The sequence below is a fragment of the Kitasatospora sp. NPDC086009 genome (genome assembly GCF_044540385.1).
GTDB lineage: Bacteria > Actinomycetota > Actinomycetes > Streptomycetales > Streptomycetaceae > Kitasatospora.
This window is the reverse complement of record NZ_JBITSA010000014.1, coordinates 162,970-185,956: the sequence shown is the minus strand read 5'-3', so window position 1 is coordinate 185,956 and position 22,987 is coordinate 162,970. Positions and strand designations below refer to the sequence as shown.

Here is a 22,987-nt window from a genome sequence, read left to right as displayed (position 1 = left end):
GTCACCTCCGCAGTGCCCACCGCACGCCGCGGCGCACCGTGCCGGCCCTCACCACCGACGGTACGCCGCAGCCGGGGGCCGGAACAGGGCGGCGGGGCCCGCGTCGCACCGCCCGCCGTCGCGGTCCCGGCTACTCCGACGAGCGATCGCCACCTTCGCATCAGGGTCGGGCAGGAGGTCGGCGACGGCCGTGCGGATGGCGCCGCGGCTGACGTCGTACTCGCGGGCGAGGGCGGCGATGGACCGGCCCTCCGGGTACGCGGTGCGCACGGCATCGGCCACAGATCGCTTCCCGCCCGACGCGGGTTATCGCAGAGCCGCCGCCACCAGCCCGTGGATCTCCGCGTCGGACACACTTCCGCCAGTCACCAGGCGGTCGAAGACCAACCCGTCGATGCACGTCAGCAACGTGACGGTACGGCTCTCGGCATCCGCGATGCCTCGCGCGGTCAGGAAGTCGCACACGACCTGTCGCCCCGCGTTCGCGCGCGGCACGAGGATCTCCCGCAGCTCGGGGTGATGGACGCTCTCGATGGCGCACGCGTAGCGCGCGAGGGAGCGCCGCCGCCCCTCTCCCGTGAGTCGCCGGTCGAGGAAAGCGGCGATCCCGGTCACCAGTTCCTCGGCACTGCGCGGTACCGGTGTCCGGCTCCCGATGTCCTGGAGTTCCGTCTGATCGAGGACGACCAAGCGCCGGACCAGTGCGGTGAGAAGTGCCTGGCGGGTGCGGTAGTAGGCGGAGGTGGTGCCGGGCGGCAGGCCCGCCGCCCGGTCCACCGCGCGGTGGGTCAGTCCTCGCATCCCGGTGTCGGCGAGCACTGCGATGGCCGTGTCGGCAAGAACGGTACGTCGATCATCGGGCACCCCCTATTTCTACACCTGTAGGACCCGGGATACGCTCCTTCTACACCTGTAGAAACACGCGGCAAGGCGGCAGGAGAGGGGCTGGGGATGGGCGGCAGGACAGTGGTGGTCGGAGGAGGCATCGGCGGGCTGGCCGCGGCGATCGGCCTGCGCCGGATCGGCTGGGAGGTGACGGTCGTCGAACGGGCTCGGGTCCTGGCTGACGTGGGCGCGGGCATTTCCCTGCACGCCAACGGCATCCGCGCGCTGGACGTCCTCGGCGTCGGCGAAGCAGTACGCGCGGCCGCGCGGCCGCAGTACACCGGAGGCACCCGCGCTCCCGGCGGCGGATGGCTGGCTCGGATGGACGGAGCCGTACTGGAGCGCGAACTGGGCACGCCGATCGTCGGCATCCCACGGGCCGTGCTGCACCGCCTGCTGCGCGAGGCCCTGCCTCCCGAGTGCCTGGTCATCGGGGCCGAGGTGATGTCCGTCGACTGCTCGGACCCCGGCCGGGTGCGGGTGCCGGTCAAGGAAGGCCTCCTGGACGCGGATCTGGTCGTGGCGGCCGACGGAGTGGACAGTCGTCTGCGCGGCCAGCTGTTCCCCGGCCATCCCGGCCCGGTCTACAGCGGATCCACGGTCCTGCGCGCCATCACCGAGCATCCGGTGCCGTTGCGTACGGACTTCGAACTGACCTGGGGAAAGGGCGCCGAGTTCGGCCACATCGCGTTCACAGACGGTCGGGCCGAATGGCACGCGGTGCTCAACTCGCCGCCCGGCACACGGCATGGGGACGCCCTGGCCGCGATGCGCCGCCGGTTCGGCGGCTGGCACGATCCGATCCCCGCACTGTTGGACGCGACCCGGCCGGACGCAGTCCTGCACCACGACATCCGCGAACTGGCAACGCCCTTGCCCGCCTTCACCGCGGGCCGGGTCGCGCTGCTCGGTGATGCCGCACACGCCATGACCCCGAACCTCGGTCAGGGCGCCTGCCAGGCCCTGGAGGACGCGGCCACCCTGGCCGCTGCGCTCTCCACCGAACCCAGCGTCGAATCAGCACTGACCCGCTACGACGCGGTGCGCCGCCCACGCAGCCAGTCAGTGGCCCGGGCGGCGCGCCAGGCCGGCCGGATGGGGCAGCAGCTGACGCACCCTCTGGCTGTGGCCGTGCGCAACACGGGACTCCGGCTGGTCCCCTCCAGGGTGACCGTCCGGGCCATCCTGCGGCATGCCGACTGGGCTCCGCCGAGTCTGCGCTGACCGCACCGGTGCCCGAACCGTCCGCGACCGGTGTCGGCGCCAGGTGCGGCGCTGCCACCTGGGCGATCATCCGCCGGTGCGCCTCCGCGGGGAACGGGTTCCCGAGGCCCCCTGACCGCAACCCGCCTCGCCCGCCTCGCCCGCCTCCCGGCCCCAAACACCCTTGTCGACGTGCCGGCTCCCGGACGGCCCAGGGAAACAGGCCGTTCCACGCGTACCTGGAATAGCTTTCGATGACATATCGGATCCCCCCTAGCGGCGTCTGGAGGCAGCCCGTGCCCAGTCCGCCCTTCACCATGTTCGGGCCCCGGATCACCTTCCTTGGCGTGGACGCCTGCGACCTGGACGATCCAGCCACCTACGCCGACGCGGACGTCGTGATCCTCGGCGCGCCGCTGGACGGCGGCACGTCGTATCGCTCCGGTGCCCGTTTCGGCCCGTCCGCCGTCCGGCAGGCTTGCTACCTCGCGCAGGACGGTTCGCGGCCCAGCCTCGCGCTACGCGTCGACGGCTTGAAGGACTTGAAGGTGTACGACGCGGGTGACGTCTCCCTGTACAGCGGCGACATCGCCAACGCGGTCAAGCAGATCGAAGCTGCGGTGTTCAAGATCGCGTCGTCCGGAGCCGTCCCGATCGTCCTCGGCGGCGACCACACCATCGCCTGGCCCGATCACACCGGCGTCGCCCGGCACCTCGGCTTCGGCAGGGTTTCGATGATCCACTTCGATGCCCACGCCGACACCGGCGACATCCAGTTCGGGTCGCTCATCGCCCATGGCACACCGATGCGTCGCCTCGTCGAGTCCGGTGCGCTCCGAGGCGACCGATTCCTCCAGATCGGACTCCGGGGCTACTGGCCCGATGAACCGGTCCTGGAATGGATGGCGCAGCACAGACTCCGCTCCTTCGAGATGACGGAGATCGTCGAACGCGGCCTGGACGCGTGCCTGACGGAGGCATCCGAGATCGCACTCGATGACTGCGACGGCGTGTTCCTCTCCGTGGACGTCGACGTTGTCGATCCCGGCTCCGCTCCCGGCACGGGCACTCCCGAGCCGGGTGGCCTGACCCCACGTCAACTGCTCGACGCGGTGCGCCGCCTCTGCTACGAACTGCCCGTGGTCGGTCTCGACCTTGTTGAGGTCTCGCCCCCGTTCGACCATGCCGATGTCACGGCGCTGTTGGGCAACCGGGTTGTGCTGGAGGCTCTCTCGGCGATCGCGCGGCGTCGCAAGGATCAACGCGACGGCACCGCCTGGGACCGCCGCGAACCGCTGTTGCATGGACGAGTGGCCGACGAACAACTCGCGCGTATCGACAACGGCCAGGTACACGGCCACACGCACACTGCGGGTGACGGCCAGTAGCGGACCGCCTGCCGGAACGGTGGGACACCTGGTGCGCTGCCGTCCGGCACACCCGCGCGCAGCCGTGGTGGGCGGGGGCCTCGGGCTTGCGGCTGATCAGGTGCCGGCCGACGGCCGAATCCGCCCGCCTCGTGCTGTTCTCGGTCGTCGACCTTCCGGACCTACTCGGCCACTGATCGGGCCGGCTGCGTGGTGCAGGGTCTGACCGGACGGATGCCGATCGGTTCCTCCGAGCGGCGTCGTTCAGAGCAGGCCGTGGTCACGTGCATACAGGGCGGCCTGGGTGCGGTCGCGCAGGTCCAGGCGGCCGAGGATGCGGGAGATGTGGTTCTTGACGGTGCCCTCGCTGAGGAAGAGCCGGGAGGCGATCTCCCGGTTGGTCGAGCCGCCCGCGATCAGGCGCAGCACATCCACCTCGCGTGCGGTCAGCGCCTCGGTCGGGCGAGGGCCCTGGGGTCCGGGTGCCGGATCCGGGGCCGGGACCGCCGGACCGGGAGCGGTCAGGGTGGCTGCGAGGCGGGTCACCACCGAGGTGTCGAGCTGGGCGACACCGGCGTGGACGAGGCGTACGGAGCGGGCGAGTTCGGCGGAGGGGAGGTTCTTGAGCAGGTAGCCGACGGCGCCGGCCCGGAGCGCGCGGGCGACGTAGTCCTGGTCGTCGAAGGTGGTCAGCATGACGACCCGGCAGGAGGGCACCCGGGTGGCGAGGACGGCGGCGGTGTCGATGCCGTCCGTGCCGGGCATCCGGACGTCGACCAGGGCGACGTCCGGCCGGTGGGTGACGGCTTCCACGACGGCCTGCCGGCCGTCGGACGCGGTGGCGACGACGGTGATGCCCGGTTGGATGCCCAGCAGGGAGGCGATCCCCTCCCGGACGAGCTCCTGGTCGTCGACCACCAGGACGCGCACCGGCACACCGGGATCCTCGGGGCCGCTCATCCGATGCTCCCCGAGACCAGCGGGCAGCGTGGGACGGTGACGGTGACCACTGCTCCGCCGGCCGGGCGGGGCGCCGGGCAGGCGTCGATGTCGACGCGTCCGCCGAGGAGTTCGACCCGCTCACGCATGCCGCGGATCCCGAAGCCGGTGCCGCTCGGACGCCCGGCCGGCGCGGTGGTGAAGCCCCGTCCGTTGTCGGCGACGACCAGCCGGGCGGTGGACTCCCCGTAGGCGGCGGTGACGTCGATGCGGCTCGCCCGCCCGTGCCGGTGGGCGTTGGTGAGTGCCTCCTGGGGCGGCCCGGTACAGGGCGGTGAGCGTTTCGGCGTCGTACCCGGCCTCGTCCCCGGTGACGTGGAGGGTCACGGTCAGGTGGTCGTCGCCGAGGTGGCGGACCAGATCGGCGAGCGCGCGGGTGAGGGAGAAGGGCCGGGCGTCGCGCAGGGCGCTCACGGACTCGCGGACCTCCGTGAGAGCGCGTCCGGCGGACCAGCGGGCGTCCGACACCGCTTTGGCCGAGGCCTGCGGGTCCAGCTCGCGGAATGCCTCGGCCTTCTCCAACTGGATGGCGACGGCGGTGAGATGGTGCCCCAGGCTGTCGTGGATCTCCCGGGCGACCCGGTTGCGTTCGTCGGCGGTGGACAGCTCCGCCACCTGAAGGGCGTACTCGGACAGCCGCGCGTGGGAGTCCTCCAGCTCGGCCAGGACGCCTTCCAGCCGCGCCCGCGCCTGCAGCTCCCGCACGGCGACGGCTGCCATCGACCCCGCCAGCCCCAGCCCCAGGCCGAACATCAGCAAGTCGGAGACGTACTCCGCCCGCACCCACCACCGTGGCACCCACAACGTGTAGCCAGTGACCAGCAGGGCGACGCAGCCCGCGCCGCAGGCCAGTCCGGCCCGGCGGCCGAAGGCGAGGTAGGCGGCGAACGGCACCAGGACGAACAGGGCGCGCGAGACACCCGACCCGTCCAGCACGGCGACGGCCGAGAACAGCGCGAGGCGGGCGGCCAGCAGGGCCGCCGCCGGATGGGCGGGCGTGCCCGCCGACCAGCGGCGGCGTTCGACGGCTTCGAGGGCGAGGAGCAGAAGCAGCCCCGCCACGAACCCCGCGACGCGGCCCACGCGCACGGGGCCGTCCGACACGGCGGCGTGGTAGGTCCCACCGGCCAGGACCGCCGTGTACAGCACGGGCGGAATCCACGGCACGGCGGACGGCGGCGAGGCCATCGGTTCCCCCTTCACGTAGCGCTTCACCAGGGACGATACGGGACCGCGGCGGGCGGATGCAGGGCCGGCCGGAGGTGTGGCCACAGGTCATGTGCCGATCGGCAGGGGGTGGCCACGACGGGGCGCCGAACGACGGGGAGGAGTGGCCGTCCGGCACTCCTCGGCGCCCGGCCGTGCGGCCTACGGTCTGGCTGTCCCGATGAACGCACCACCCACCCCGAGGAGAGCCGGACCCGTGTCCATCCCGAATTCCCGCCCGAACAGCCAGCGTTGGCGCCCGCTCGTCGCCCTCGTACCAGCCCTCCTGGCGGTCGGCCTCCTCCCCGCAGCTGGGGCGAGCGTCGCCCGACCGGCCTGCGAAGGGCAGCGGCTGCGCGTCCCCGGCGCGGAGCGCCTGGTCAGCCACTGTCTGGACGACCTGACCACGACCGGCACCGAACCCCTCGGCCTCACCAAGCGCGAGGACTACGACAAGCTCCAGGCACTGAACACGGTCAACCCCTCGCACGTGCCCGGCATCCAGCTCGACGGCTACTTCCCCGACACCTCCACCACCAACACCAACAACGGCTGGAACCACGACAGCCAGTTCGTGATCCGGCTGCCCGAGCACTGGAACGGCGGCCTGGTCGTCGCCGGCCCGCCCGGCACCCGGCGGCAGTACGCGAACGACCAGATCATCAGTGACCAGGTCCTCGCCCGGGGCTTCGCCTACGCGGCCACCGACAAGGGCAACACCGGCCCCGAGCTGTACAAGGACGGTGACAAGCCGGGCGACGCGATCATGGAGTGGCACCTGCGGGTCGCCCAGCTGACCGTCGCCGCGAAGCAGGTGGCCGCCAAGCACTACGGCAAGGCGCCCACCCGGACGTACGCCGCCGGCCTCTCCGCCGCCGGCTACCTGGTGCGCTGGCAGATCGAGCACTTCCCGGAGCTGTACACGGGCGGTATCGACTGGAACGGCCTGCTGCTCACCCGGGACGAGCCCAACCTGCTGACCAACCTGCCTCCCGCGCTGCGCGCCTACCCCCGCTGGGAGCGGCACGAGCCCGGCGCGGCCGAGGCCATGTACGCAGAGGGCTACCCCAAGGGCTCCGAGGACCTGTGGAAGGCCCACTACTACACGCTGTGGGACTCCCTGCAGCGCACCATCCGCGAGGAGCTCGACCCCGACTACGACGGCGCCACCCAGGGCGGCACTCCGCTCTGCCACGAAGGGACGGGCGCCGGCTGCGACACCGACTACGACTACGCCTCCCGGCCCGACAGCGTCCACGACGCGGTCGAGCGGGTCTCGCTGACCGGCCGCATCACCCGGCCACTGATCACCATCCAGGGCACGTACGACGTCCTGCTCCCCATCACCCGCACCGGAGACGTCTACGACCGGATGGTCAACGACGCCGGCCGCGGCGACCAGCACCGGTACTACCGGATCGAGAACGGCACCCACACCGACGGCTTCTACGACCTCGCGCCGAAGGTCGTCCGGCCGATGCAGCCCTGCTTCAACGCCGCCTTCGACGACCTGGTGGCATGGACCACGAACGGCGCCACCCCGCCGGCCGGCCACACCGTGCCCAGGCCCACCGGCAACACCACAATCGGCTGCACCCTCTGACCACCCGGGCCGTGCGGGCGCCGGTCCCCCTCGGGGCCGACGCCCGCTTGCTGCGCCGGGGGCAAGGGGCAGGGCCGTCGCCGACTGGGTGGTCGACCGCGCCGGCGCCCGCACCGCAGCCGAGTACGAGCTGATCGACCTCGCCGACTGGCCGCTGCCCCACATGGACGAACCCCTGCCGCCGTCCATGGGCCAGTACCAGGGCGAGCACACCAGGGCCTGGGCCGCCGAACTCGCCGAGTTCGACGGATACGTCGTCGTCCAGGGCGTGGGCGGGCCGCGGGAGGAAGGAGTCAGGGCGAGGCTGCTGAGCCACCCGAATGGCAGCCCAGCTCGCCGAGCCCCGGGAGAGGCCACAGGCTGATCAGCGGATCGGCCCCAGCGGCCGCACATGACCTCGAACGGTCAATCCCCCACCGCGGAGGACCATCATGCCGAAGATGTCCAAGGAGACGGCGTCCAACATTCAGGAATTCGGTCCGGTCACCGACCGGCGGGAGGAGATGAACGGCTACACGGTGGAGTTCGTCTCGTTCGGTGCCGACTCCGACCTTGACGGTCCGCTCCAGGCCCTGCCCGGAGGCGCGTGCCAGTGTCCGCACTGGGGCTATGTGATCTCGGGGCGCATGCGCTACGTCTTCGGCGATGGTGAGGAGGTCTACGAAGCCGGCGATGCCTTCTACCAGCCGCCCGGACACCGTCCGTACGCGGACGCTGGGACGGAGATCCTGCAGTTCAGCCCGACCGACCAGCTCGCCGTGACCGAGCGGGCGGTCGAAGAGTGGATGAGCCGTCAACAGCAGCCTCCGGCGTGACCAAGGCCCAACCTCGCCGTTCAGGACGTTTCACCAGGTCTTCAGCCTGTTGATCAGGCGTTCGGCGGTGCGGCTCGCCCTCGACCCGCGGACCGCCCGGGTCCTGTCCGGCGGATCATTCGGCCAGTGCGGGCACGCTCGGTACGGCTGAGTTGCCGTGAGCCGCAGCCCTCACGCGAACGACGGCCACCGGTCGGCGGCCCACTCCCGCCAGTCGACCCAGCCGGGCGGCGGGCCGGCGACGCCGCGGCCCTCCAACTCCGCCGCGTCGGGCTCCTCAAAATGCGTGCGCCCGTGCAGGATGTCGGCCTCGGACATCGGCAACGTCTCCTCGGGGGTGGTCGCCCAGCGGTGGGCGATACGGGCGCGTTGGGTCTCCTCGGCCACCGGCAGGTAGACCATGCGGAAGCACGCCTCCTCGGCCTCCACCAGCCAGCGGATCGCAGACCGCTCGTTCCGTGACCAGCAGCCGTAGTCCACGACGACATTGGCGCCCAGTTTGACCGCCTCCAGGGCGAGCCAGAGCATGCGTCCCTCCAGCACGTCGCGCTTCCCGTCCACCTCCGCCTCGCCGAACAGGGGAATCATCCAGTCGTCGGGCGTCACGCGCAGCGCGCCGTGCTCCGTGGCGAGCTGTCGAGCCCGCGTGGTCTTTCCGGCCCCGGGCAGGCCGACCATCAGAAACAACGTGGTCACACCCGGATCGTGGCAGAGAAGCCATTCAGGCAACCACCGTTTTCCGCCAGATCACGGGCTGAGCCCCCGGCGAATGGCGGCCACGGTGACATGCCGTGGAAGACGAAGGCGCGCTTGTCGTAGCGCGTGGCCACGGCACGGAAGTGCTTGAGCCGGCGGGATGTCCCCGCGCAGACCGTCGGCTGCTCCGGAGTCACGGCCTGGCGCCGGTTGCGGGGCTGGACCGAGGCCGGCGTCTGGCCCCGCCCGCACAGGGCGTTGCTGACCGAGCTGCGCCGCGCGGACCCGCTGGACCTGGACGACTGCGCCGTGGACGGCTCGCACGTCCGGGCCCTCAAAGGGGGGATCATGTCGGCCCCTCGCCAAGGTGCGCCGGGCCGTGGAGCGCGCCTTCGCCAGGCCCGCTCCACGGCCCGGCGCACCTTGCCCCGAGTCCGGAGACGTGGGTGACACCGCGTCGGGCGGTCATCGGCTTGGTGCCACGCTTCCACAGCGGGCGGTGGTACCTGTCGAAGTCGTAGCCGCGGTCGGTGAACAGCCGCCGGGGCCGGCGCCGCGGGCGTCCTCGCAGTTTCCTGATCGGTGGTATCGCGTCCACCGGGGGCGGCAGCAGGGTGACGTGGTGGCGATTGCCCGCAGTGAGCGTCACCGTGGGTGGCGTGCCGCAACGGTCCACGATCACATGGTGTTTGGAGCCGGGGCGGGCACGGTCGACGGGCGAGGGGCCGACATGATGCCTACCCGACCAAGCCGGCATGGCGAGGATCTACTCGGCATCACTGCCGACAAGCACATAGCCCGGACACCTCGGGCTGACCGAAACAGCCCATGCCGACAGATCCCGTGCACCGAGGCACCCGAGAACACCAAGCCAGCCGCCTGACGAGCCGTCAGTAAGCGACCCGTCTCAACGAACTTTGACCGGCAGGTCCTCGTCACCTGCGGGTCGGGGCGGCCTTGGTTCGGGTCGTGGCGAGGTCGGCGATCCGGGCCCTGTCAGCGGGAGTGGTTAACGTGGGCGCAGCGAAGAGACGGTGACCAGGGAGGGTTTCGCGGTGGGTGGCAATGAATGGGCGGCGACCGGGCCGTACCAGGAGGATCTGGCGGCGGCGTTCCGTCAGGCTCAGGCGAAGGAGTTGGCGGAGGACGATCACGGCTTTCCGGGGCGGAGCATCGTCGAGCTGTGGGAGGACGAGGCCTGGCGGGAGTACATCGGGACCGGAGGCACCGGCACGGTGCTCGACTTCTACGCGCTGATCGACGCCGAGGCAGGTGACGACTTCGCCATGCTGCGTCCCTTGACCGAGGAGGAGATCCGCGGTTGGGCCCCCGACGGCCGGCCCTCGCGCGAACTGTGGGACGCCGCGCGGCGCCGGCTGCTCGACCCGGTCGGGCGTGGGGTCGGCCGGTGCACGGTGCTGTACCGCGATGGCGAACCAGCCGAGATCGCCTACTGGGGCTGCACTGCGGACTGACCGCCCAGCTCGGACGTCACGACGTCGCGGGATGTCCAGGATGCTGTCCGATATCGACCGACAGCTCTCCCGAAAGGAGTGGTGAGCCGGCATGCACAAGATCCGATGCGAGATCGACACCGAGTACCGCGATGCCGAGGCACTGGCCGATCTCGCCTGGCGCTGGCTCACGGCATGCCCGGATCGGCTGGAGGGCGAGACCTTCCAGGCGCTCCTCGACTCCACCGGACAGGTGGAGGAGTCGCTCAATAGAGCAGTGCCGTGCGGTCCGCCCGGGACGCTCTGGGGCTTCCTCAGCGTGAACAGTGTCAGCCGAGGCCGGGTCACCAACCGGTCCCGGGTGCTGACCCGTAAGAACCTGCCGATGCTGCGCAAGTGGCTGGCCTTGGACGTGCAGTTGGCCGAGACCGCGGTCTACCGGTTGGACAACGAGGGCATGCCAGGTGAGCAGCTCCTGCGGGTGGGCGTCGCGCGCGATGACGGTGCCGAGGACTGGGTCAGGCTCAGCGTGCACACACCCGAGGACCGCTTCGGGCCAGCCGCCCAGGCGCGCTGGACGGACCTGCTGCGGGACTTCTCACAGGAGGTGGACCCGTGCTACGCCCAGATCGGCTACGCCCTCACGCTGGGCCGCACCGAGCACGAGGAGCGGGTCGGCCCGCCTCTGCCCAGGTGGACGCTGCCAGACTCTCGGCGGCTGCTGCGCGGGTACGAGTGGCTGATGGTGATCCCGCGCGAGATCGCCCAGCAGCTCGGCGGTGCGGACGGGATCGCCACGGCCGGTGACTTCCACCGCGTCGAAACCCTGCGCGAGGGCGCCGTGCTGCTCCAGGTCACGCCGGAATTCGACGGCTTCACCGGCGAGGCGATCGAGCGAACGTGGCGGCTGCTGCGCCCCGTGCTGAGGCCCGGGATGCCCAGGCGCTACCCCGACTCCGACGAGACGGGCCCGCCGAGCCGGATCTGGTACGCCGACATCGCCTGACCCCGCACGGCCGGGGATCACGGGGCGGACGGACCACACGTCCGACTGCCCCGGCCATTTCGCTGAGACAGGCCCCCGTCGGTCAATCTTCGGTGAGACTGGTCATTAAGGTCAGCAAAGGTCAGCGTTGATCCGAGCAGACCCACACCTGGCCATACGTGAGACTCGCCATCGACCACGGATGGCTCGTTCACCCAGAACGGAACGGCCTCACAGAGGCCCGGCCGGCCGGCATCCGGACCTGTAAGGGCCGACGACCCGGTCCGTCCCGACCTTTCCGCAGGTCAGCGCACGCGACCCCGCGCCTTCAGCGGGATGTCGGGAAGCGAGGGCGCACGAAGGCGGGCGCCGTCGTAGCCGTGGACCTCGCCGAACCGCGAGCTCTTCTCCCAGTCGTTGCGCGCCTGGAGGATCTCCTCACCGGATCGGCCGATGAAGTTCCACCACATGACCAGCTTCTCCTCGAAGGGCTCGCCGCCGAGGAGGAGGACAGCGGCGTCGGTGCGGGCCAGGAGGGGGAGTTCGCGGCGGTCGGTGCCGAGGTAGAGCATGGAGCCCGGTTCGACGCGGACGCCGTCGACGTCGACGCTGCCGGACATGGCGAGCACGGCGTACTCGAAGCCGGGCTCCAGGGGGAGCTTGAGGTCGGCGCCCTCGGTCAGGGCGAGGTCGGCGCCGACCAGGGGGGTGTAGGCGGTGCCGGGGGAGGTCGCGGTGTCGAGGCTGCCCAGGATGACGGTGCCGCGCAGGCCGGGGGCGGTGACGACGGGCAGGTCGGCGTGGTGCTCGAAGGCGGGGGCGGTGTGCCGGTGGGCGTCCGGGAGTGCGACCCAGAGCTGGGCGCCCTCCAGGAAGCGGGCGTGCGCGCGCGGGGACTCCTCGGAGTGGGAGATCGCACGGCCGGAGGTCATCAGGCCCAGCTCGTAGGGGCGGACGGTCTGCAGGCTGCCGAGGCTGTCGCGGTGCAGGACCTCGCCCTGGTGGAGCCAGCTGACCGTCTGCAGGCCCATGTGCGGGTGCGGCGGGACCTGCATGCCGGGCTCGTCGGCGATGTCGTCCGGGCCGTAGTGGTCGACGAAGCACCAGGCGCCGACCATCCGGCGGCCGAGGCTGGGCAGCAGGCGGCGCACGACGGTGCTCTCACCCAGCGGGACCTGGCGTCCGGTCAGCAGTTCGCGGACCGGTCCGGCGCCGGACTCGCCGCCGCAGGGGGTCGGAGCGGGCTTCTGGTCGAGGTTGCTCATGTCGCGGATCCACCACCGTACGGGTCGGGGCCGGCCGGGGCCGTGCGGTCCGGGCCGGAGGGGCGTCGACAATGATCATCCACCATGCGGGGACGGCGCTCCACCCACTCCACCCACTCCGGACGGCCGGCCCCCGGTGAGCCGATCAGCCCGCCACCCGCCCCGCCCCGTCAGCCGGCGCCGCGGCCCGCCAGCGCGCGGCCGAGGAAGGCGACCGCGTCCGGCAGGACCTTGCGCCAGTACGCCGCGTCGTGGACCCCGGGGGTGAAGCGGGCCTGGACGGTGTCGCCGGCCAGTTTGCGGGCCGCGTCGCAGAACGGGTCCTCGGTGCCGCACCAGACGCCGATCGGACGGCCGTGCGGCTGGTCCTGGTGGAGCAGCGGCTCGTTCTCGCGCCAGTCGGCCTCGTCCTTGAAGACGCCCACCGCCTTGGCGTCGCCCCAGCTGCGGAACAGCGCCGGACTGAGCACCGCGACCGGGCCGAAGCCGGCGCCCCGGTTGCGGGCGTAGCGGAGCGAGCCGAAGCCGCCCATGGATATGCCCATCGCCGCGTCGGGCGCGCGCAGCCCCTGCTTGGTGAGCCAGCCCGGCAGCTCCTCCAGCAGCATCTTCTGCGGGTCGTCGCCGGACGGCGTGCGCCGCCAGTAGGTGGCGTCGCCGCCGTCGACGGCGACCACCGCGAACGGGGGGACGCCGGCCGCGATGGCGGCGACCAGGATCTGCGGCAGTCCGAGGTCGGTCCACGCCTGGGCGGTGGCACCGCGCCCGTGCAGGGCGACGCAGACCGGCAGGTCGGCCGGGCGGGCGATGCCCTCCGGGACGATCGTGATCATCTTCACCGCGGCGCCGTTCCGGGCCGCCGAGTGCTGCTCCTCGCTGCGGAGTGAGGGGACGACGGCCGTGGCGCCGGACGGTGCCGCCGTACCGGTGGGCGCCGTGGCGGGGGTCGTACCGGCGGCGGAGGGCACGCCCGGGCCACCGGAGCCGCCGGACCGGCTGCCCGGGCCGTCCGAACCGCCGGACAGGGCCACCGCGGTACCGGTGCCGACGACGGCGAGGCCGCCGAGGCCGAGGCCCGCCCTGAGCAGCCGGCGCCGCCCGAGCGTGCCGGGGCCGAACGCCCCCGGGCCGAACAAGCCCGTGCGGGCCCGGCCGGTCACGCCGATCACGGGCGGCACGGCGGGCGGCGGCGCCATCACGGGCGGCGGCGGGGCGACGGGGGGCGGCGGCACCGGAACGCCGCCCGCCACCCCGACACCCACCGCTCCGACACCCACCGCTCCGGCGTGTCCACTCCCCTGCTGGTCCAGGTCCACGGTTCTCCCCTCCGACAGTCAGCCGGCACTGTACGTCGGGCCCGGCCCGCGGGCCGCACCGTGTCCGTCACAGCTGATCAACAACTCGTCACCGCGGCCCGGGGGCGGTGTCCCCGACGACTCAGTGCTTGCAGGCCCACCAGGAGTCCGCGGTCGCCGCGTCCGCGAGCGCGCGCAGCTTGGCGACGGCCTCGGCCGGGTCCTCCGCGCCGTACACCGCCGAGCCGGCCACGAAGACGTCCGCGCCGGCCTCGGCGCAGCGCTCGATGGTGCTCGCGGATACCCCGCCGTCCACCTGCAGCCACAGCTCCAGGCCGTGCTTGTCGATCAGCTGCCGGGTGCGGCGGATCTTCGGCAGCATGATGTCCAGGAACGCCTGGCCGCCGAAGCCCGGCTCGACCGTCATGATCAGCAGCATGTCCAGCTCGGGCAGCAGGTCCTCGTACGGCTCGATCGGCGTGGCGGGCCGCAGCGCCATGGACGCGCGGGCGCCCTTGGCCCGGATCTCCCGGGCGAGCCGGACGGGCGCGGCCGCGGCCTCGACATGGAAGGTGACGGAGCCGGCGCCGGCCTCGACGTACTGCGGGGCCCAGCGGTCCGGCTCCTCGATCATCAGGTGGCAGTCGAGCGGCGTGCCGGTGGCCCGGGCGAGGGCCTCGACCACCGGGACGCCCAGGGTCAGGTTGGGCACGAAGTGGTTGTCCATCACGTCGACGTGCAGCCAGTCCGAACCCCTGACGGCCTCGGCCTCGTCGGCGAGCCTGGCGAAGTCCGCGGACAGGATGCTGGGGTTGATCTGCGCCATTTCCGATGCTTCGCTTCCTACGAGGTTTCCCGGCGCCCGAAACGGCCACCTCGCCCCATCATCTCGCGGGGAGCGGGCGGGAACTGAACGGCGAACCCTCCCCGTGACCCGCATCACACCCGCTCGGGGGTTAGCGCGAGCGCCACCGTGGTCATCAGCCCTGTGAAACCCGTCGTTCGCACCTCCGGCCGCCCTCGTTCCCGCCCCTTTTCCGCCACACACCCTCCGCGGAGCCCGCACCGGAACTCCCCCCGCGGGCCCCTGCCCGCTCCGCGGAACCGCCCCCCCTCCCAGCTCCCTCACGCAGCCGCAGAATTACCCCCTCCCACCCCCTCACGCACTCTTCGTGCTCACTCCGAGGAAGGTCCTCCGTTGGCCGATCTGGTCCATCCCGCCCGGGCCCTGTGGTGGCTCTTCGAGCCGGTGCACGCCGTCACCTACTTCTCCCCCGAGGGCCGCGCGGCGTTCGAGGAGGCCGGACTGCGCGGCGGCTGGCGCGGCTACTTCGCCGGGCGGGCGGCGCCGCTGGGCGCGGTCGACGCACCGCCGGTGGTCGCCGCGTTCTTCAACTTCGCGCCCTCGATGGTGGAACGCGCTCTGCCGGACGTCTGGAAGCGGGCGGATCCGGACAGCGCCCTGGCGGCCCGGGTCGCGGGCGCCTCGGCGGCGCTCGCCCGGCTGCTGGAGCACGTGGAGCCGGAACAGGTCGAACGGGTGGCCGACCTGCTGGAGCGGGCCGTCGACCGGCTGGACTGCGCGGGCCGGGTGCTGGCCGCCGCCAACGCCGCCGTCCCCCGCCCGGCCGGCCTGTACGGACGGCTCTGGCAGGCCGCCACCGTGATGCGCGAGCACCGCGGCGACGGCCATGTCGCGGCGCTGGTCTCCGCCGGGCTGGACGGTTGCGAGGCGCTGGTGGTGCGCTGCGCGCTGGACGTCCGCCGCGAGGTGCTGCAGCCGATGCGCGGCTGGACCGACGAGGAGTGGGCGGCCGCCACCGCCCGTCTGGTGGAACGCGGTTGGCTGACGGAGCGCGGCACGATCACCGAGTGCGGCCGGATCCGTCACCAGTCCCTGGAGGCCGCCACCGACCTGGCCGCCGCCCGGGTGTGGGAGAGCCATCCGCGCACCGAACTCGACCGGCTCGCCGCCGCGCTCACGCCGATCTCGGCGCTCTGTCGCAGTGCGCTGCCCCCGATCAACCCGATCGGCCTGCCGGCCACCACGGCCTGACAGCGAGGACTTGATCCATCGACACCGGACGCCCGGCACCGGCCACTTCGACCGCCGGTGCCGGACGGCCGGGCCGATGGCCGGTTCCCCCCAGCCGCCCGATCCGGCCGCCGCTCAACTCCCCGCGTCCGCCGCACCCGCTGCGTCCGCCGCGTCCGCCGCGTCCGCCGTCTCCGCCGTCTCCGCCGTCTCCCGCTCTCCCGCCTCGGCCGACCGGCCGTGCGCCGGCGGGCCGAGCACGATCCCGCGCCCCGCGTAGAACCGGTCGAACAGCCGCCAGGGCACGTGCGCGTAGGCCTGCGACTCCCCCGCGAACCCGGACGGGTTGTGGATCACCAGCGCCGTGCCGGTGACGCCCACCGCCAGCACCAGGTGCCCGCCGCGCCGGTGCGGCTCGGGCCCCTCGGGTTCGCGGATCGCGGGGTGCACGGACAGCATCACCAGGCGCCCGGCGGTCACCTCCGCCGCCACCTCGTCGGCCGTCAGCTCCCGCGCCTGCGCGGCCAGTCCCCAGCGCTCCCGGACATACGCGGCGAACGGCGTGTGGATCAGCCCGTGCAACCGCTCGCCGTCCCGCTCGTACGCACCGGCCGCCAGGCACTCCGCGGCCAGCGGGACCTGCGGCGGCGCCACACCCCACCAGCGGTCGAGCGCCATCCGCAGGCACGCCACTCCGCAGAGCCGCCAGGACCAGTACGCGTAGTCCTCCGGCGTCTGCGCCCCCGACTGCCCCCAGCGCGGGTCGTCCGCCGCGCCCACCGATCCGTCGATGATCTCCTGTACCAGCTCCGGGGATTCCCACTGCGCGTAGTACGGCACCTCGTGCACCACGGCCGCCCGGCCACCGCTCTCCACCATCCCCCGACGCTCTCACGCCGCCCGGCCGCCACGGGCCCGCGACACACACTCGCTCAGGCCGGGGCCCGGGCGGCCCGCCGAACCCCCCGGGGGTCGCCCGGCCTACTACTGCGGCGCCGATCCGGACGCCGTCCCGCCCCCGGAGGTCTCCCCCGGCGCCTTCCGGCCGCCCGCCGCCGAGCGGTAGGCGAGCCGGTCCGACGCCCGGCGCCCCCGGCTCTCCAGCGGCAGCGACCCGTGCGCCCCGGCCAGCCCGAACGGCGGCATGTCGAAGTAGATCGCCTCGTACGACCCCTCCGGCACCATGTACGTCTCGTGCCAGAGCCCCACGTGCCCGCGGACCTTCCCGGCGCGTATCTTGCGGTTCACCATCCCCCACACCTTGTGGTGGAAGGCGTCCGGCGCGGACGCGTAGGCGTACAGCTTCTCCTTGGACTCCCAGTACTGGACGATGTAGTACGTCCGCGGCGAGGCGGTCAGGAGGATGCGGCCGCGCAGGCCGCGTTCCGGCTCCTTGGCCAGGTCGTGGAGCATCCGGAACATCGCCGCCATCACCGGCATCCAGTGGTGGACGGCCCAGAAGCGGTTGATGCGCATCCCGATCAGCAGCACCACGGTGTCCCCGGTGACGGCCGCGGTGGTGTATCCCGGAGTCGGTTTGGCGAACATGTGTGCCCCCAGCTCTCTGCTCCACCTATGTAAGCGGTGATTACATCAGCGAGCGGAAGTCCGGTCAAGGCTCCGCGCACCCTCAAACCCACTACCGGAAAAGGTGGTTGACGATCAGGACTGACCCTCAATCAGCTCCGGCCGGCGATCCCCTGGCCGAAGGTGTCCAGCACCTGCACCGCCAGCTCCTCCGCCTTCTCCGGCGGCAGGTACCCGTCCAGGATCATCTGCGCGAGCCCGTAGACCAGCGCCTGCCCGGCCAGGCCCACCAGGGCCGGGTCCCCGGGGCGCAGCCGGCCCGCCTCCTGGTCCGCGACGATGAAGCCGGTGAGCGCCTCGTCGATCCCGGCGAGCCGCTCCCGCAGCTCCGGCTGCCGGGAGGCGGTGAACACCCGGGAGCGGACCAGCTCGAACCGATGCGGGTGATGGATGGTGTAGCGGACGAACCCCAGCCCCATCGCCTTCATCGCGGGGCCCTCGCTCCGCTGGATCTCGGCCAGTTGCCACTGTTCGAAGTCGGCCAGCACCTGGTCCGCCAGCTCGGTCAGCAGCGCCTGCCGGTCGGGGAAGTGCCGGAACGGCGCCCCCGGGGACACGCCCGCCCGCCGTGCCACCTCCCGCATGGTGACCTTCGCCTGCCCCTCCTCGTCCAGCAGCGCGAGCGCCGCCGCGACCAGCGCCGCGGGGAGGGACCCGTGGTGGTAACTACTGCGCTCGGCAGGCCTTTCCGTCATGTCAGCCAGTGTTACCACAGCCCACCGGGGTGACCGGCGGGTACGCCGAAGGCCCGCGGCCCACACGTGCGCGCCGCGCCGAAGCCCTTCGCGCCGCGCCCGGGACCGGGGCACGGCGCGAAGGGCGCGACAAGCGGGATGAGACGAGAGGGACGGGACGAGAGACGCCGCGCCAGAGGCCGGCCCGTCCTACCAGGCGTAGTCCTCCGGGGCGGGGCGGTGGCCGGGGAAGATCTCGTCCAGGCGGTCGAGGGTCTTCTGGTCGAGCTTGAGGTCCAGCGCGGCGACGGCCGCGTCGAGGTGGGCTGCGGTGCGCGGGCCGATGATCGGCGCGGTGACCACGGGGCGGCTGAGCAGCCAGGCGAGGGCGAGGTCGGCCGGGTCGGCGCCGAGTTCGGCGGCGAAGTCCTCATAGGCCTGGATGCGCTCGCGGTTGGCCTCCAGGACCTCGCTCGCGTGGCCCATCGCGCCGCGGACGGCGGCGCCCTCGCGCAGCTTGCGCAGCACGCCGCCGAGCAGGCCGCTGCGCAGCGGGGACCACGGCAGCAGGCCGAGGCCGTAGTGCTGGAGGGCGGGGACGACCTCCAGCTCGATCGTGCGGTCGATCAGGTTGTAGAGGGACTGCTCGCTGACCAGGCCGAGGAAGTGCCGGGAGCGGGCCGCCTCCTGGGCCTGGGCGATGTGCCAGCCGGCGAAGTTGCTGGACCCGACGTAGATGATCTTGCCCTGGGCGACCAGGACCTCCATCGCCTGCCAGATCTCCTCCCAGGGCGTGTCCCGGTCGATGTGGTGCATCTGGTACAGGTCGATGTGGTCGGTGTTCAGGCGGCGCAGGCTGGCCTCGACGGCGCGGCGGATGGCGAGCGCGGAGAGCCGGCCCTCGTTCGGCCAGTCGCCCATCGGCGCGTACGCCTTGGTGGCGAGCACCGTCCGCTCGCGGCGGCCGCCGCCCTGGGCGAACCATCTGCCGATGATCTCCTCGGTGCGGCCCTTCTGGTTGCCCTCCTCGTCGCGGCCGTAGGAGTTGGCGGTGTCGAAGAAGTTGATGCCCCGCTCGTGGGCGGTGTCCATGATCTGGTGGGCGTCGGACTCCGTGGTGTGCGGGCCGAAGTTCATGGTGCCCAGGCAGAGTCGGGAGACGGTCAGGCCGGTACGGCCGAGATGGGTGAACTCCATGCTGCCCACCATCTGCCGCACCGGGCCCGCTGTCCAGCACATTCCCCCGACCGGATAGCAGGTCCGGCGGGTCCGGCGGCCGGCGGGTCAGGCGGGTCGGCGCCCGGCGGGTCCCGCGCCCGGCGCCGGTCGAACACCGCACCGGCCGGGACAGTCCGGACAGCACAGGCCGGACAGCACAGGCCGGACAACACGGGCCGGACGCAACACCTCAGGCGTCGAAGCGGCTGCGTGCGGTCTCGATGTGGTCGAGGTTGCGGCGGGTCCAGTCGCACATCCGGTGGACGGTGTCGCGCAGGCCCAGGCCCGGCTCGGTGAGGGTGTACTCGACCCGCGGCGGCACCACGGGGAACACCCGCCGCTCCACCAGCCCGTTGCGCTCCAGCATGCGCAGGTTCTGGGTCAGCATCTTGTGGCTGATTCCCTCCACCTCGGCACGCAACTCACTGAACCGCAGGGTGCGTTCACCCACGGCCTCGATGATCAGGAGCGCCCACTTGTTGGCGACGTCCGAGAAGATCTCCCGTGCCAGGGAGTCCGCCCGCCGGAGGTCCGCCTCCTCGGGCGAGTCACCGAACTGCTTGGCCACCATGAGGTTCCCCCGTCACTGGAAAGTGCGTTCTTCCATGTCAGCGCTCACTCTCCTACGGTTCCTGAGTAACCACAAGTGACCACGGACGGCGCGAGACCGGGGCAGGGCAGGCCCGTTCCGGCCCCCGCTCCCCCCGTAAATCGTTCGTGGCCGGGCCGCCCCGCGCCGTACCGTGGGCCGATCGATGATCTTGGCCGCCGGGTGCGGTCGCACACGGAGGGACGGACCGATGCAGCAGCACCAGGGGTGGGCCGACGAAGGGTTCGGGGCGGTCGCCGACGCCTTCGCGCGCAACTACGCCGACTTCCCCGAACTCGGCTCCGCCGTCACGGTGTTCGCCGGCGGCCGCAAGGTCGTCGAGCTGTGGGGCGGCGTCGCGGACGAGCGCACCGGCCGGCCGTGGGAGGCCGGCACCGTCGTCCCGGTCTTCTCCTGCGCCAAGGGCCTCGTGGCGATCTCGGTCCACCTCCTCGCGCAGCAGGGCCTGCTCGACCTCGACGCGCCGGTGAGCCGCTACTGGCCCGAGTTCGCGGGCCCGGACGCCGATCCGAAGCGCACGGGCCGGTACGACAAGGACGCGATCACCTGCCGGATGGTCCTGGGCCACCGGGCCGGGCTCCCGGCCCTGGACGCCGCGCTCTCCTTCGAGGAGATCGCCGCCTGGGCGCCCGTCGTCCGCGCCATCGAGGAGCAGCAGCCGCTCTGGGAGCCGGGTACGACCTTCGAGTACCACGGCCACGTCTTCGGCTTCCTGCTCGGCGAGGTGGTCCGGCGGATCACCGGCCTCACTCCGGGCGCCTTCTTCCGCCGGACCATCGGCGAGCCGCTCGGGCTGTCCGCCTGGCTCGGCCTTCCGCCGTCCGAACTCGGCCGCCTGGCGCGGCTGGTGGAGGCCGAGGGCCGCCGCCCGCTGCCCGGCCCGGAGCACCTGCTGACCCGGATCGTGACGATGAACGGCGCGCTCGTCTTCCCCGGCCTGGACGAGCCGCGCGGATGGAACGACCCGGCGCTGCACGCCGTCGAACTGCCGGGGGCGGGCGCCGTCGCCTCCGCGACCGGTCTGGCCGGCCTGTACGCGGCCGCCGTCACCGGCGTCGAGCGCACCACGGGCGGGCGGAGCGAGCGACTGCTCTCCCCGGCGACCGTCACCGACGCCGTCCGTGAACTCTCCTCCGGCGCCGGCTTCCTGGGCTTCGACCTGGGCGCCCGCTGGGGCTCGGGGGTCCTGCTCCCCTCGCCGTCGTTCCGGCCGATGCTCGGCGCCCGCAGCTTCGGCAACGACGGCGCCGGCGGCCAGTTCGCCTTCGGTGACGACGAGTACGGCATCGGCTTCGCCTACACGGCGAACCGCATGATCGGCCACGGCGACGCGCGGGCCGATCGCCTGGTCGAGGCCGTCCGCGACAGCCTCGGCGACTGACCACCTCACCTTTGCGCGCGGGCCCCGGCGCACGGGGGCCCGCGCGGCTGCGCCCGTACGCTCCCTTTCGTCCTGACGCGTCCATGACTAGAGTCCCGGGCACACGCCGTCGAACCGTGGAGAGCCCCTCATGTGCAGAAGACCGAGCCCCACCGGAACCGCCGCCGCCACCCCCGGAACGCCCGACACCCGAGCCGTCCCCGATGCCCTCGCCGTCCCCGACACTCCCGGTAAGCCCGCCACGCCCGGCACGCCCGACTGACGCCGCCACCCCGCACCTGGCCTCCGCCCCCTCTCCACCGCTGCCCGATCGGACCGGTATGACGGGGGGTTAGCCCCACCCCCACCTGGGCGGACAGCAGGATCGTCCCGGACGGTCGCCCCTGGCCATGCTGGGACCAGCACCTACCGCTGGATTCCCGACGATCACCCAGGAGTTGCCCCGTGCGCGAGCAGGCATCGCAGAGGTTCCGTTCTTCCGACCGGCAGCAGGGCGGTGGCCGGCGCAGGGCCCTGCGGGCCGCGGCCGCCGTGGCCGGGGGCGCCATGACGATGGGGCTCCTCGCGGCGCCCGCGGCCTCCGCGGCCTCCGGGACGTCCGCGACCTCCGGGACGTCCCGGCCGGACGCCGTCCAGCAGGGGCTGACCGCGCTGCTGCAGTCGGACGGCACTCCCGGTGCACTGGCGAGCGTCACCGACCGGTACGGCCGCACCCGCACCTACACCGCGGGGGTGGGCGACGTGACGACCGGCGCGAAGGTGCCCGACGACGGACAGGTCCGGATCGGCAGCAACACCAAGGCCTTCACGGCGGCGGTCGTGCTGCAGCTGGTCGGCCAGCACAGGATCGACCTCGGCGCCAAGGTCGAGGACTACCTGCCGGGCCTGGTCCGCGGCGAGGGCGCCGGGGCGGGCATCGACGGGAACGGCATCACCGTCCGCCAGCTCCTCCAGCACACCAGCGGACTCCCCAACTACAGCAAGTACCTCGACGACGACGTCCGCTACTACGACCCCCGCGAGCTCGTCGGCATCGCGCTGCGGCACCCGGCCGACTTCGACCCGGGGAAGGGCTGGGCGTACAGCAACACCAACTACGTGCTGGCCGGCCTGATCGTCGAGAGCGTCACCCACCGGTCGCTCGCCACGGAGATCGATCGGCGCATCATCAAGCCGCTCGGTCTGCGCCACACCTACTTCCCGGCCCCCGGTGACGCGACCATCCGGGAGGCCCACCCCCACGGCTACTACCGGGACGAGGCGGGCGCCCTGGTCGACATCACGGACATGGACCCCTCCTGGGGCTGGGCGGCGGGCCAGCTGGTCTCCACCAACTCCGACCTCAACCGCTTCTACAGCGCGCTGCTGACCCCCGGCCGCCTCCTCCTGCCCGAGCAGCTCCGCCAGATGCAGGACACCGTTCCCGCCGAGGAGACCTTCGGCCCCGGTGCCGGTTACGGACTGGGCCTGGTGAGCATGCCGCTGCCGTGCGGCCCCGGCGTCTACTGGGGTCACGGCGGCAGCTTCCCCGGGTTCGAGACCCGGGGCGGTGTCACCACCGACGGCCGGGCCGCCAACGTGGCGGTGACCGTCCAGCTGACCGACCAGCCGTCCCGGTCCCGCGTCGACGACGTGGTGCGCACGGCCCTCTGCCGCTGACCCGCACCGGCCCGCACCCGGCCCGGACAACCCGCCGGCCCGTCACCCCA

21 protein-coding genes and 6 pseudogenes are annotated in these 22,987 nt (G+C 72.6%); 11 read left to right on the top strand and 16 right to left on the bottom strand.

The annotated features are described in order from the left end of the window. Window positions 1–48: 48 nt before the first annotated feature. Together ACIF6L_RS28610 and ACIF6L_RS28605 are read right to left on the bottom strand one after the other, a co-directional pair. A pseudogene (locus ACIF6L_RS28610) lies at window positions 49–279 on the bottom strand (hypothetical protein); the annotation flags it as partial. Window positions 280–306: 27 nt separating this feature from the next. After that, complete coding sequence (locus tag ACIF6L_RS28605; RefSeq protein ID WP_396489737.1) at window positions 307–864, bottom strand: TetR/AcrR family transcriptional regulator; 558 nt, start codon at window positions 862–864, stop codon at window positions 307–309. An 87-nt stretch (window positions 865–951) separates the two neighbouring features. Between ACIF6L_RS28605 and ACIF6L_RS28600 the strand changes: the two genes are divergently transcribed. Then, a complete protein-coding gene (locus tag ACIF6L_RS28600; RefSeq protein WP_359836544.1) occupies window positions 952–2,109 on the top strand; it encodes an FAD-dependent monooxygenase in 1,158 nt (385 codons plus the stop codon). 275 nt (window positions 2,110–2,384) lie between these two features. Next, a complete protein-coding gene (speB, locus tag ACIF6L_RS28595; RefSeq protein WP_396489735.1) occupies window positions 2,385–3,476 on the top strand; it encodes an agmatinase in 1,092 nt (363 codons plus the stop codon). Between the two features lie 243 nt (window positions 3,477–3,719). On the opposite strand, the gene ACIF6L_RS28590 is transcribed toward speB, so the two are convergent. The 3 genes and pseudogenes from ACIF6L_RS28590 to ACIF6L_RS28580 form a co-directional block, all read right to left on the bottom strand. Continuing rightward, window positions 3,720–4,415 (bottom strand): response regulator, encoded by a 696-nt coding sequence (locus ACIF6L_RS28590; RefSeq protein WP_396489734.1) that lies wholly within the window; start codon window positions 4,413–4,415, stop codon window positions 3,720–3,722. Further along, window positions 4,412–4,663 (bottom strand): sensor histidine kinase, encoded by a 252-nt coding sequence (locus ACIF6L_RS28585; protein WP_396489839.1) that lies wholly within the window; start codon window positions 4,661–4,663, stop codon window positions 4,412–4,414. Before ACIF6L_RS28585 ends, ACIF6L_RS28590 begins: the two co-directional genes overlap by 4 nt. Before the next feature lie 199 nt (window positions 4,664–4,862). After that, window positions 4,863–5,174: pseudogene (locus tag ACIF6L_RS28580) on the bottom strand (histidine kinase); the annotation flags it as partial. Window positions 5,175–5,877: 703 nt separating this feature from the next. On the opposite strand from ACIF6L_RS28580, the gene ACIF6L_RS28575 reads away from it, so the two are divergent. From ACIF6L_RS28575 to ACIF6L_RS28565, 3 genes and pseudogenes are all read left to right on the top strand, one after another. Beyond that, the gene (locus ACIF6L_RS28575; protein WP_396489732.1) at window positions 5,878–7,263 is read left to right on the top strand and encodes a tannase/feruloyl esterase family alpha/beta hydrolase; all 1,386 of its coding nucleotides are present in this window, start codon (window positions 5,878–5,880) and stop codon (window positions 7,261–7,263) included. Window positions 7,264–7,336: 73 nt separating this feature from the next. Continuing rightward, window positions 7,337–7,627: pseudogene (locus ACIF6L_RS28570) on the top strand (NADPH-dependent FMN reductase); the annotation flags it as partial. Between the two features lie 76 nt (window positions 7,628–7,703). Then, window positions 7,704–8,078: a hypothetical protein gene (locus ACIF6L_RS28565; RefSeq protein ID WP_396489730.1), complete on the top strand. Its 375-nt coding sequence runs from the start codon at window positions 7,704–7,706 to the stop codon at window positions 8,076–8,078. Between the two features lie 171 nt (window positions 8,079–8,249). On the opposite strand, the gene ACIF6L_RS28560 is transcribed toward ACIF6L_RS28565, so the two are convergent. Continuing rightward, window positions 8,250–8,774: an AAA family ATPase gene (locus ACIF6L_RS28560; RefSeq protein WP_396489728.1), complete on the bottom strand. Its 525-nt coding sequence runs from the start codon at window positions 8,772–8,774 to the stop codon at window positions 8,250–8,252. A gap of 51 nt (window positions 8,775–8,825) precedes the next feature. Then, window positions 8,826–8,938, bottom strand: a pseudogene (locus ACIF6L_RS28555) (IS5/IS1182 family transposase); the annotation flags it as partial. Here ACIF6L_RS28555 and ACIF6L_RS28550 point away from each other — a divergent pair. Then, a pseudogene (locus ACIF6L_RS28550) lies at window positions 8,925–9,139 on the top strand (IS5/IS1182 family transposase); the annotation flags it as partial. The pseudogenes ACIF6L_RS28555 and ACIF6L_RS28550 overlap by 14 nt on opposite strands. Window positions 9,140–9,201: 62 nt before the next feature. Here the strand turns inward: ACIF6L_RS28550 and ACIF6L_RS28545 are convergent. Beyond that, window positions 9,202–9,504 (bottom strand): annotated as a pseudogene (locus tag ACIF6L_RS28545) (transposase); the annotation flags it as partial. 304 nt (window positions 9,505–9,808) lie between these two features. Here ACIF6L_RS28545 and ACIF6L_RS28540 point away from each other — a divergent pair. Together ACIF6L_RS28540 and ACIF6L_RS28535 are read left to right on the top strand one after the other, a co-directional pair. Then, window positions 9,809–10,249, top strand: a complete 441-nt coding sequence (locus ACIF6L_RS28540) for a hypothetical protein (protein WP_396489726.1) — start codon at window positions 9,809–9,811, stop codon at window positions 10,247–10,249. A 91-nt stretch (window positions 10,250–10,340) separates the two neighbouring features. Then, window positions 10,341–11,234, top strand: a complete 894-nt coding sequence (locus tag ACIF6L_RS28535) for a hypothetical protein (protein WP_396489724.1) — start codon at window positions 10,341–10,343, stop codon at window positions 11,232–11,234. A gap of 284 nt (window positions 11,235–11,518) precedes the next feature. On the opposite strand, the gene ACIF6L_RS28530 is transcribed toward ACIF6L_RS28535, so the two are convergent. From ACIF6L_RS28530 to rpe, 3 genes are all read right to left on the bottom strand, one after another. Next, window positions 11,519–12,478, bottom strand: a complete 960-nt coding sequence (locus tag ACIF6L_RS28530; protein ID WP_396489722.1) for a pirin family protein — start codon at window positions 12,476–12,478, stop codon at window positions 11,519–11,521. A 170-nt stretch (window positions 12,479–12,648) separates the two neighbouring features. Beyond that, window positions 12,649–13,794 (bottom strand): alpha/beta hydrolase, encoded by a 1,146-nt coding sequence (locus ACIF6L_RS28525; RefSeq protein ID WP_396489720.1) that lies wholly within the window; start codon window positions 13,792–13,794, stop codon window positions 12,649–12,651. A 121-nt stretch (window positions 13,795–13,915) separates the two neighbouring features. Next, window positions 13,916–14,599: a ribulose-phosphate 3-epimerase gene (gene rpe / locus ACIF6L_RS28520; RefSeq protein ID WP_329486720.1), complete on the bottom strand. Its 684-nt coding sequence runs from the start codon at window positions 14,597–14,599 to the stop codon at window positions 13,916–13,918. 372 nt (window positions 14,600–14,971) lie between these two features. Between rpe and ACIF6L_RS28515 the strand changes: the two genes are divergently transcribed. Next, the gene (locus ACIF6L_RS28515) at window positions 14,972–15,829 is read left to right on the top strand and encodes a hypothetical protein (protein WP_329486721.1); all 858 of its coding nucleotides are present in this window, start codon (window positions 14,972–14,974) and stop codon (window positions 15,827–15,829) included. A gap of 114 nt (window positions 15,830–15,943) precedes the next feature. On the opposite strand, the gene ACIF6L_RS28510 is transcribed toward ACIF6L_RS28515, so the two are convergent. The 5 genes from ACIF6L_RS28510 to ACIF6L_RS28490 all read right to left on the bottom strand — a co-directional run bounded on the left by ACIF6L_RS28510 (window position 15,944) and on the right by ACIF6L_RS28490 (window position 19,858). Next, the gene (locus ACIF6L_RS28510; RefSeq protein WP_396489718.1) at window positions 15,944–16,687 is read right to left on the bottom strand and encodes a C39 family peptidase; all 744 of its coding nucleotides are present in this window, start codon (window positions 16,685–16,687) and stop codon (window positions 15,944–15,946) included. Window positions 16,688–16,792: 105 nt separating this feature from the next. Beyond that, a complete protein-coding gene (locus ACIF6L_RS28505; protein ID WP_352290817.1) occupies window positions 16,793–17,356 on the bottom strand; it encodes a DUF4188 domain-containing protein in 564 nt (187 codons plus the stop codon). A 131-nt stretch (window positions 17,357–17,487) separates the two neighbouring features. Then, complete coding sequence (locus ACIF6L_RS28500; RefSeq protein ID WP_396489716.1) at window positions 17,488–18,090, bottom strand: TetR/AcrR family transcriptional regulator; 603 nt, start codon at window positions 18,088–18,090, stop codon at window positions 17,488–17,490. 189 nt (window positions 18,091–18,279) lie between these two features. Next, on the bottom strand, window positions 18,280–19,266 hold the full coding sequence (locus tag ACIF6L_RS28495; protein ID WP_352290815.1) for an aldo/keto reductase: 987 nt from the start codon (window positions 19,264–19,266) through the stop codon (window positions 18,280–18,282). Window positions 19,267–19,477: 211 nt separating this feature from the next. Next, window positions 19,478–19,858 carry a winged helix-turn-helix transcriptional regulator gene (locus ACIF6L_RS28490; protein WP_396489714.1) on the bottom strand — a complete coding sequence of 127 codons (381 nt, stop codon included), beginning with the start codon at window positions 19,856–19,858 and terminating at the stop codon, window positions 19,478–19,480. A gap of 229 nt (window positions 19,859–20,087) precedes the next feature. On the opposite strand from ACIF6L_RS28490, the gene ACIF6L_RS28485 reads away from it, so the two are divergent. Continuing rightward, on the top strand, window positions 20,088–21,278 hold the full coding sequence (locus ACIF6L_RS28485) for a serine hydrolase domain-containing protein (protein ID WP_396489713.1): 1,191 nt from the start codon (window positions 20,088–20,090) through the stop codon (window positions 21,276–21,278). 444 nt (window positions 21,279–21,722) lie between these two features. Beyond that, window positions 21,723–22,937, top strand: a complete 1,215-nt coding sequence (locus ACIF6L_RS28480) for a serine hydrolase domain-containing protein (RefSeq protein WP_396489711.1) — start codon at window positions 21,723–21,725, stop codon at window positions 22,935–22,937. The last annotated feature ends 50 nt before the right edge of the window (window positions 22,938–22,987 follow it).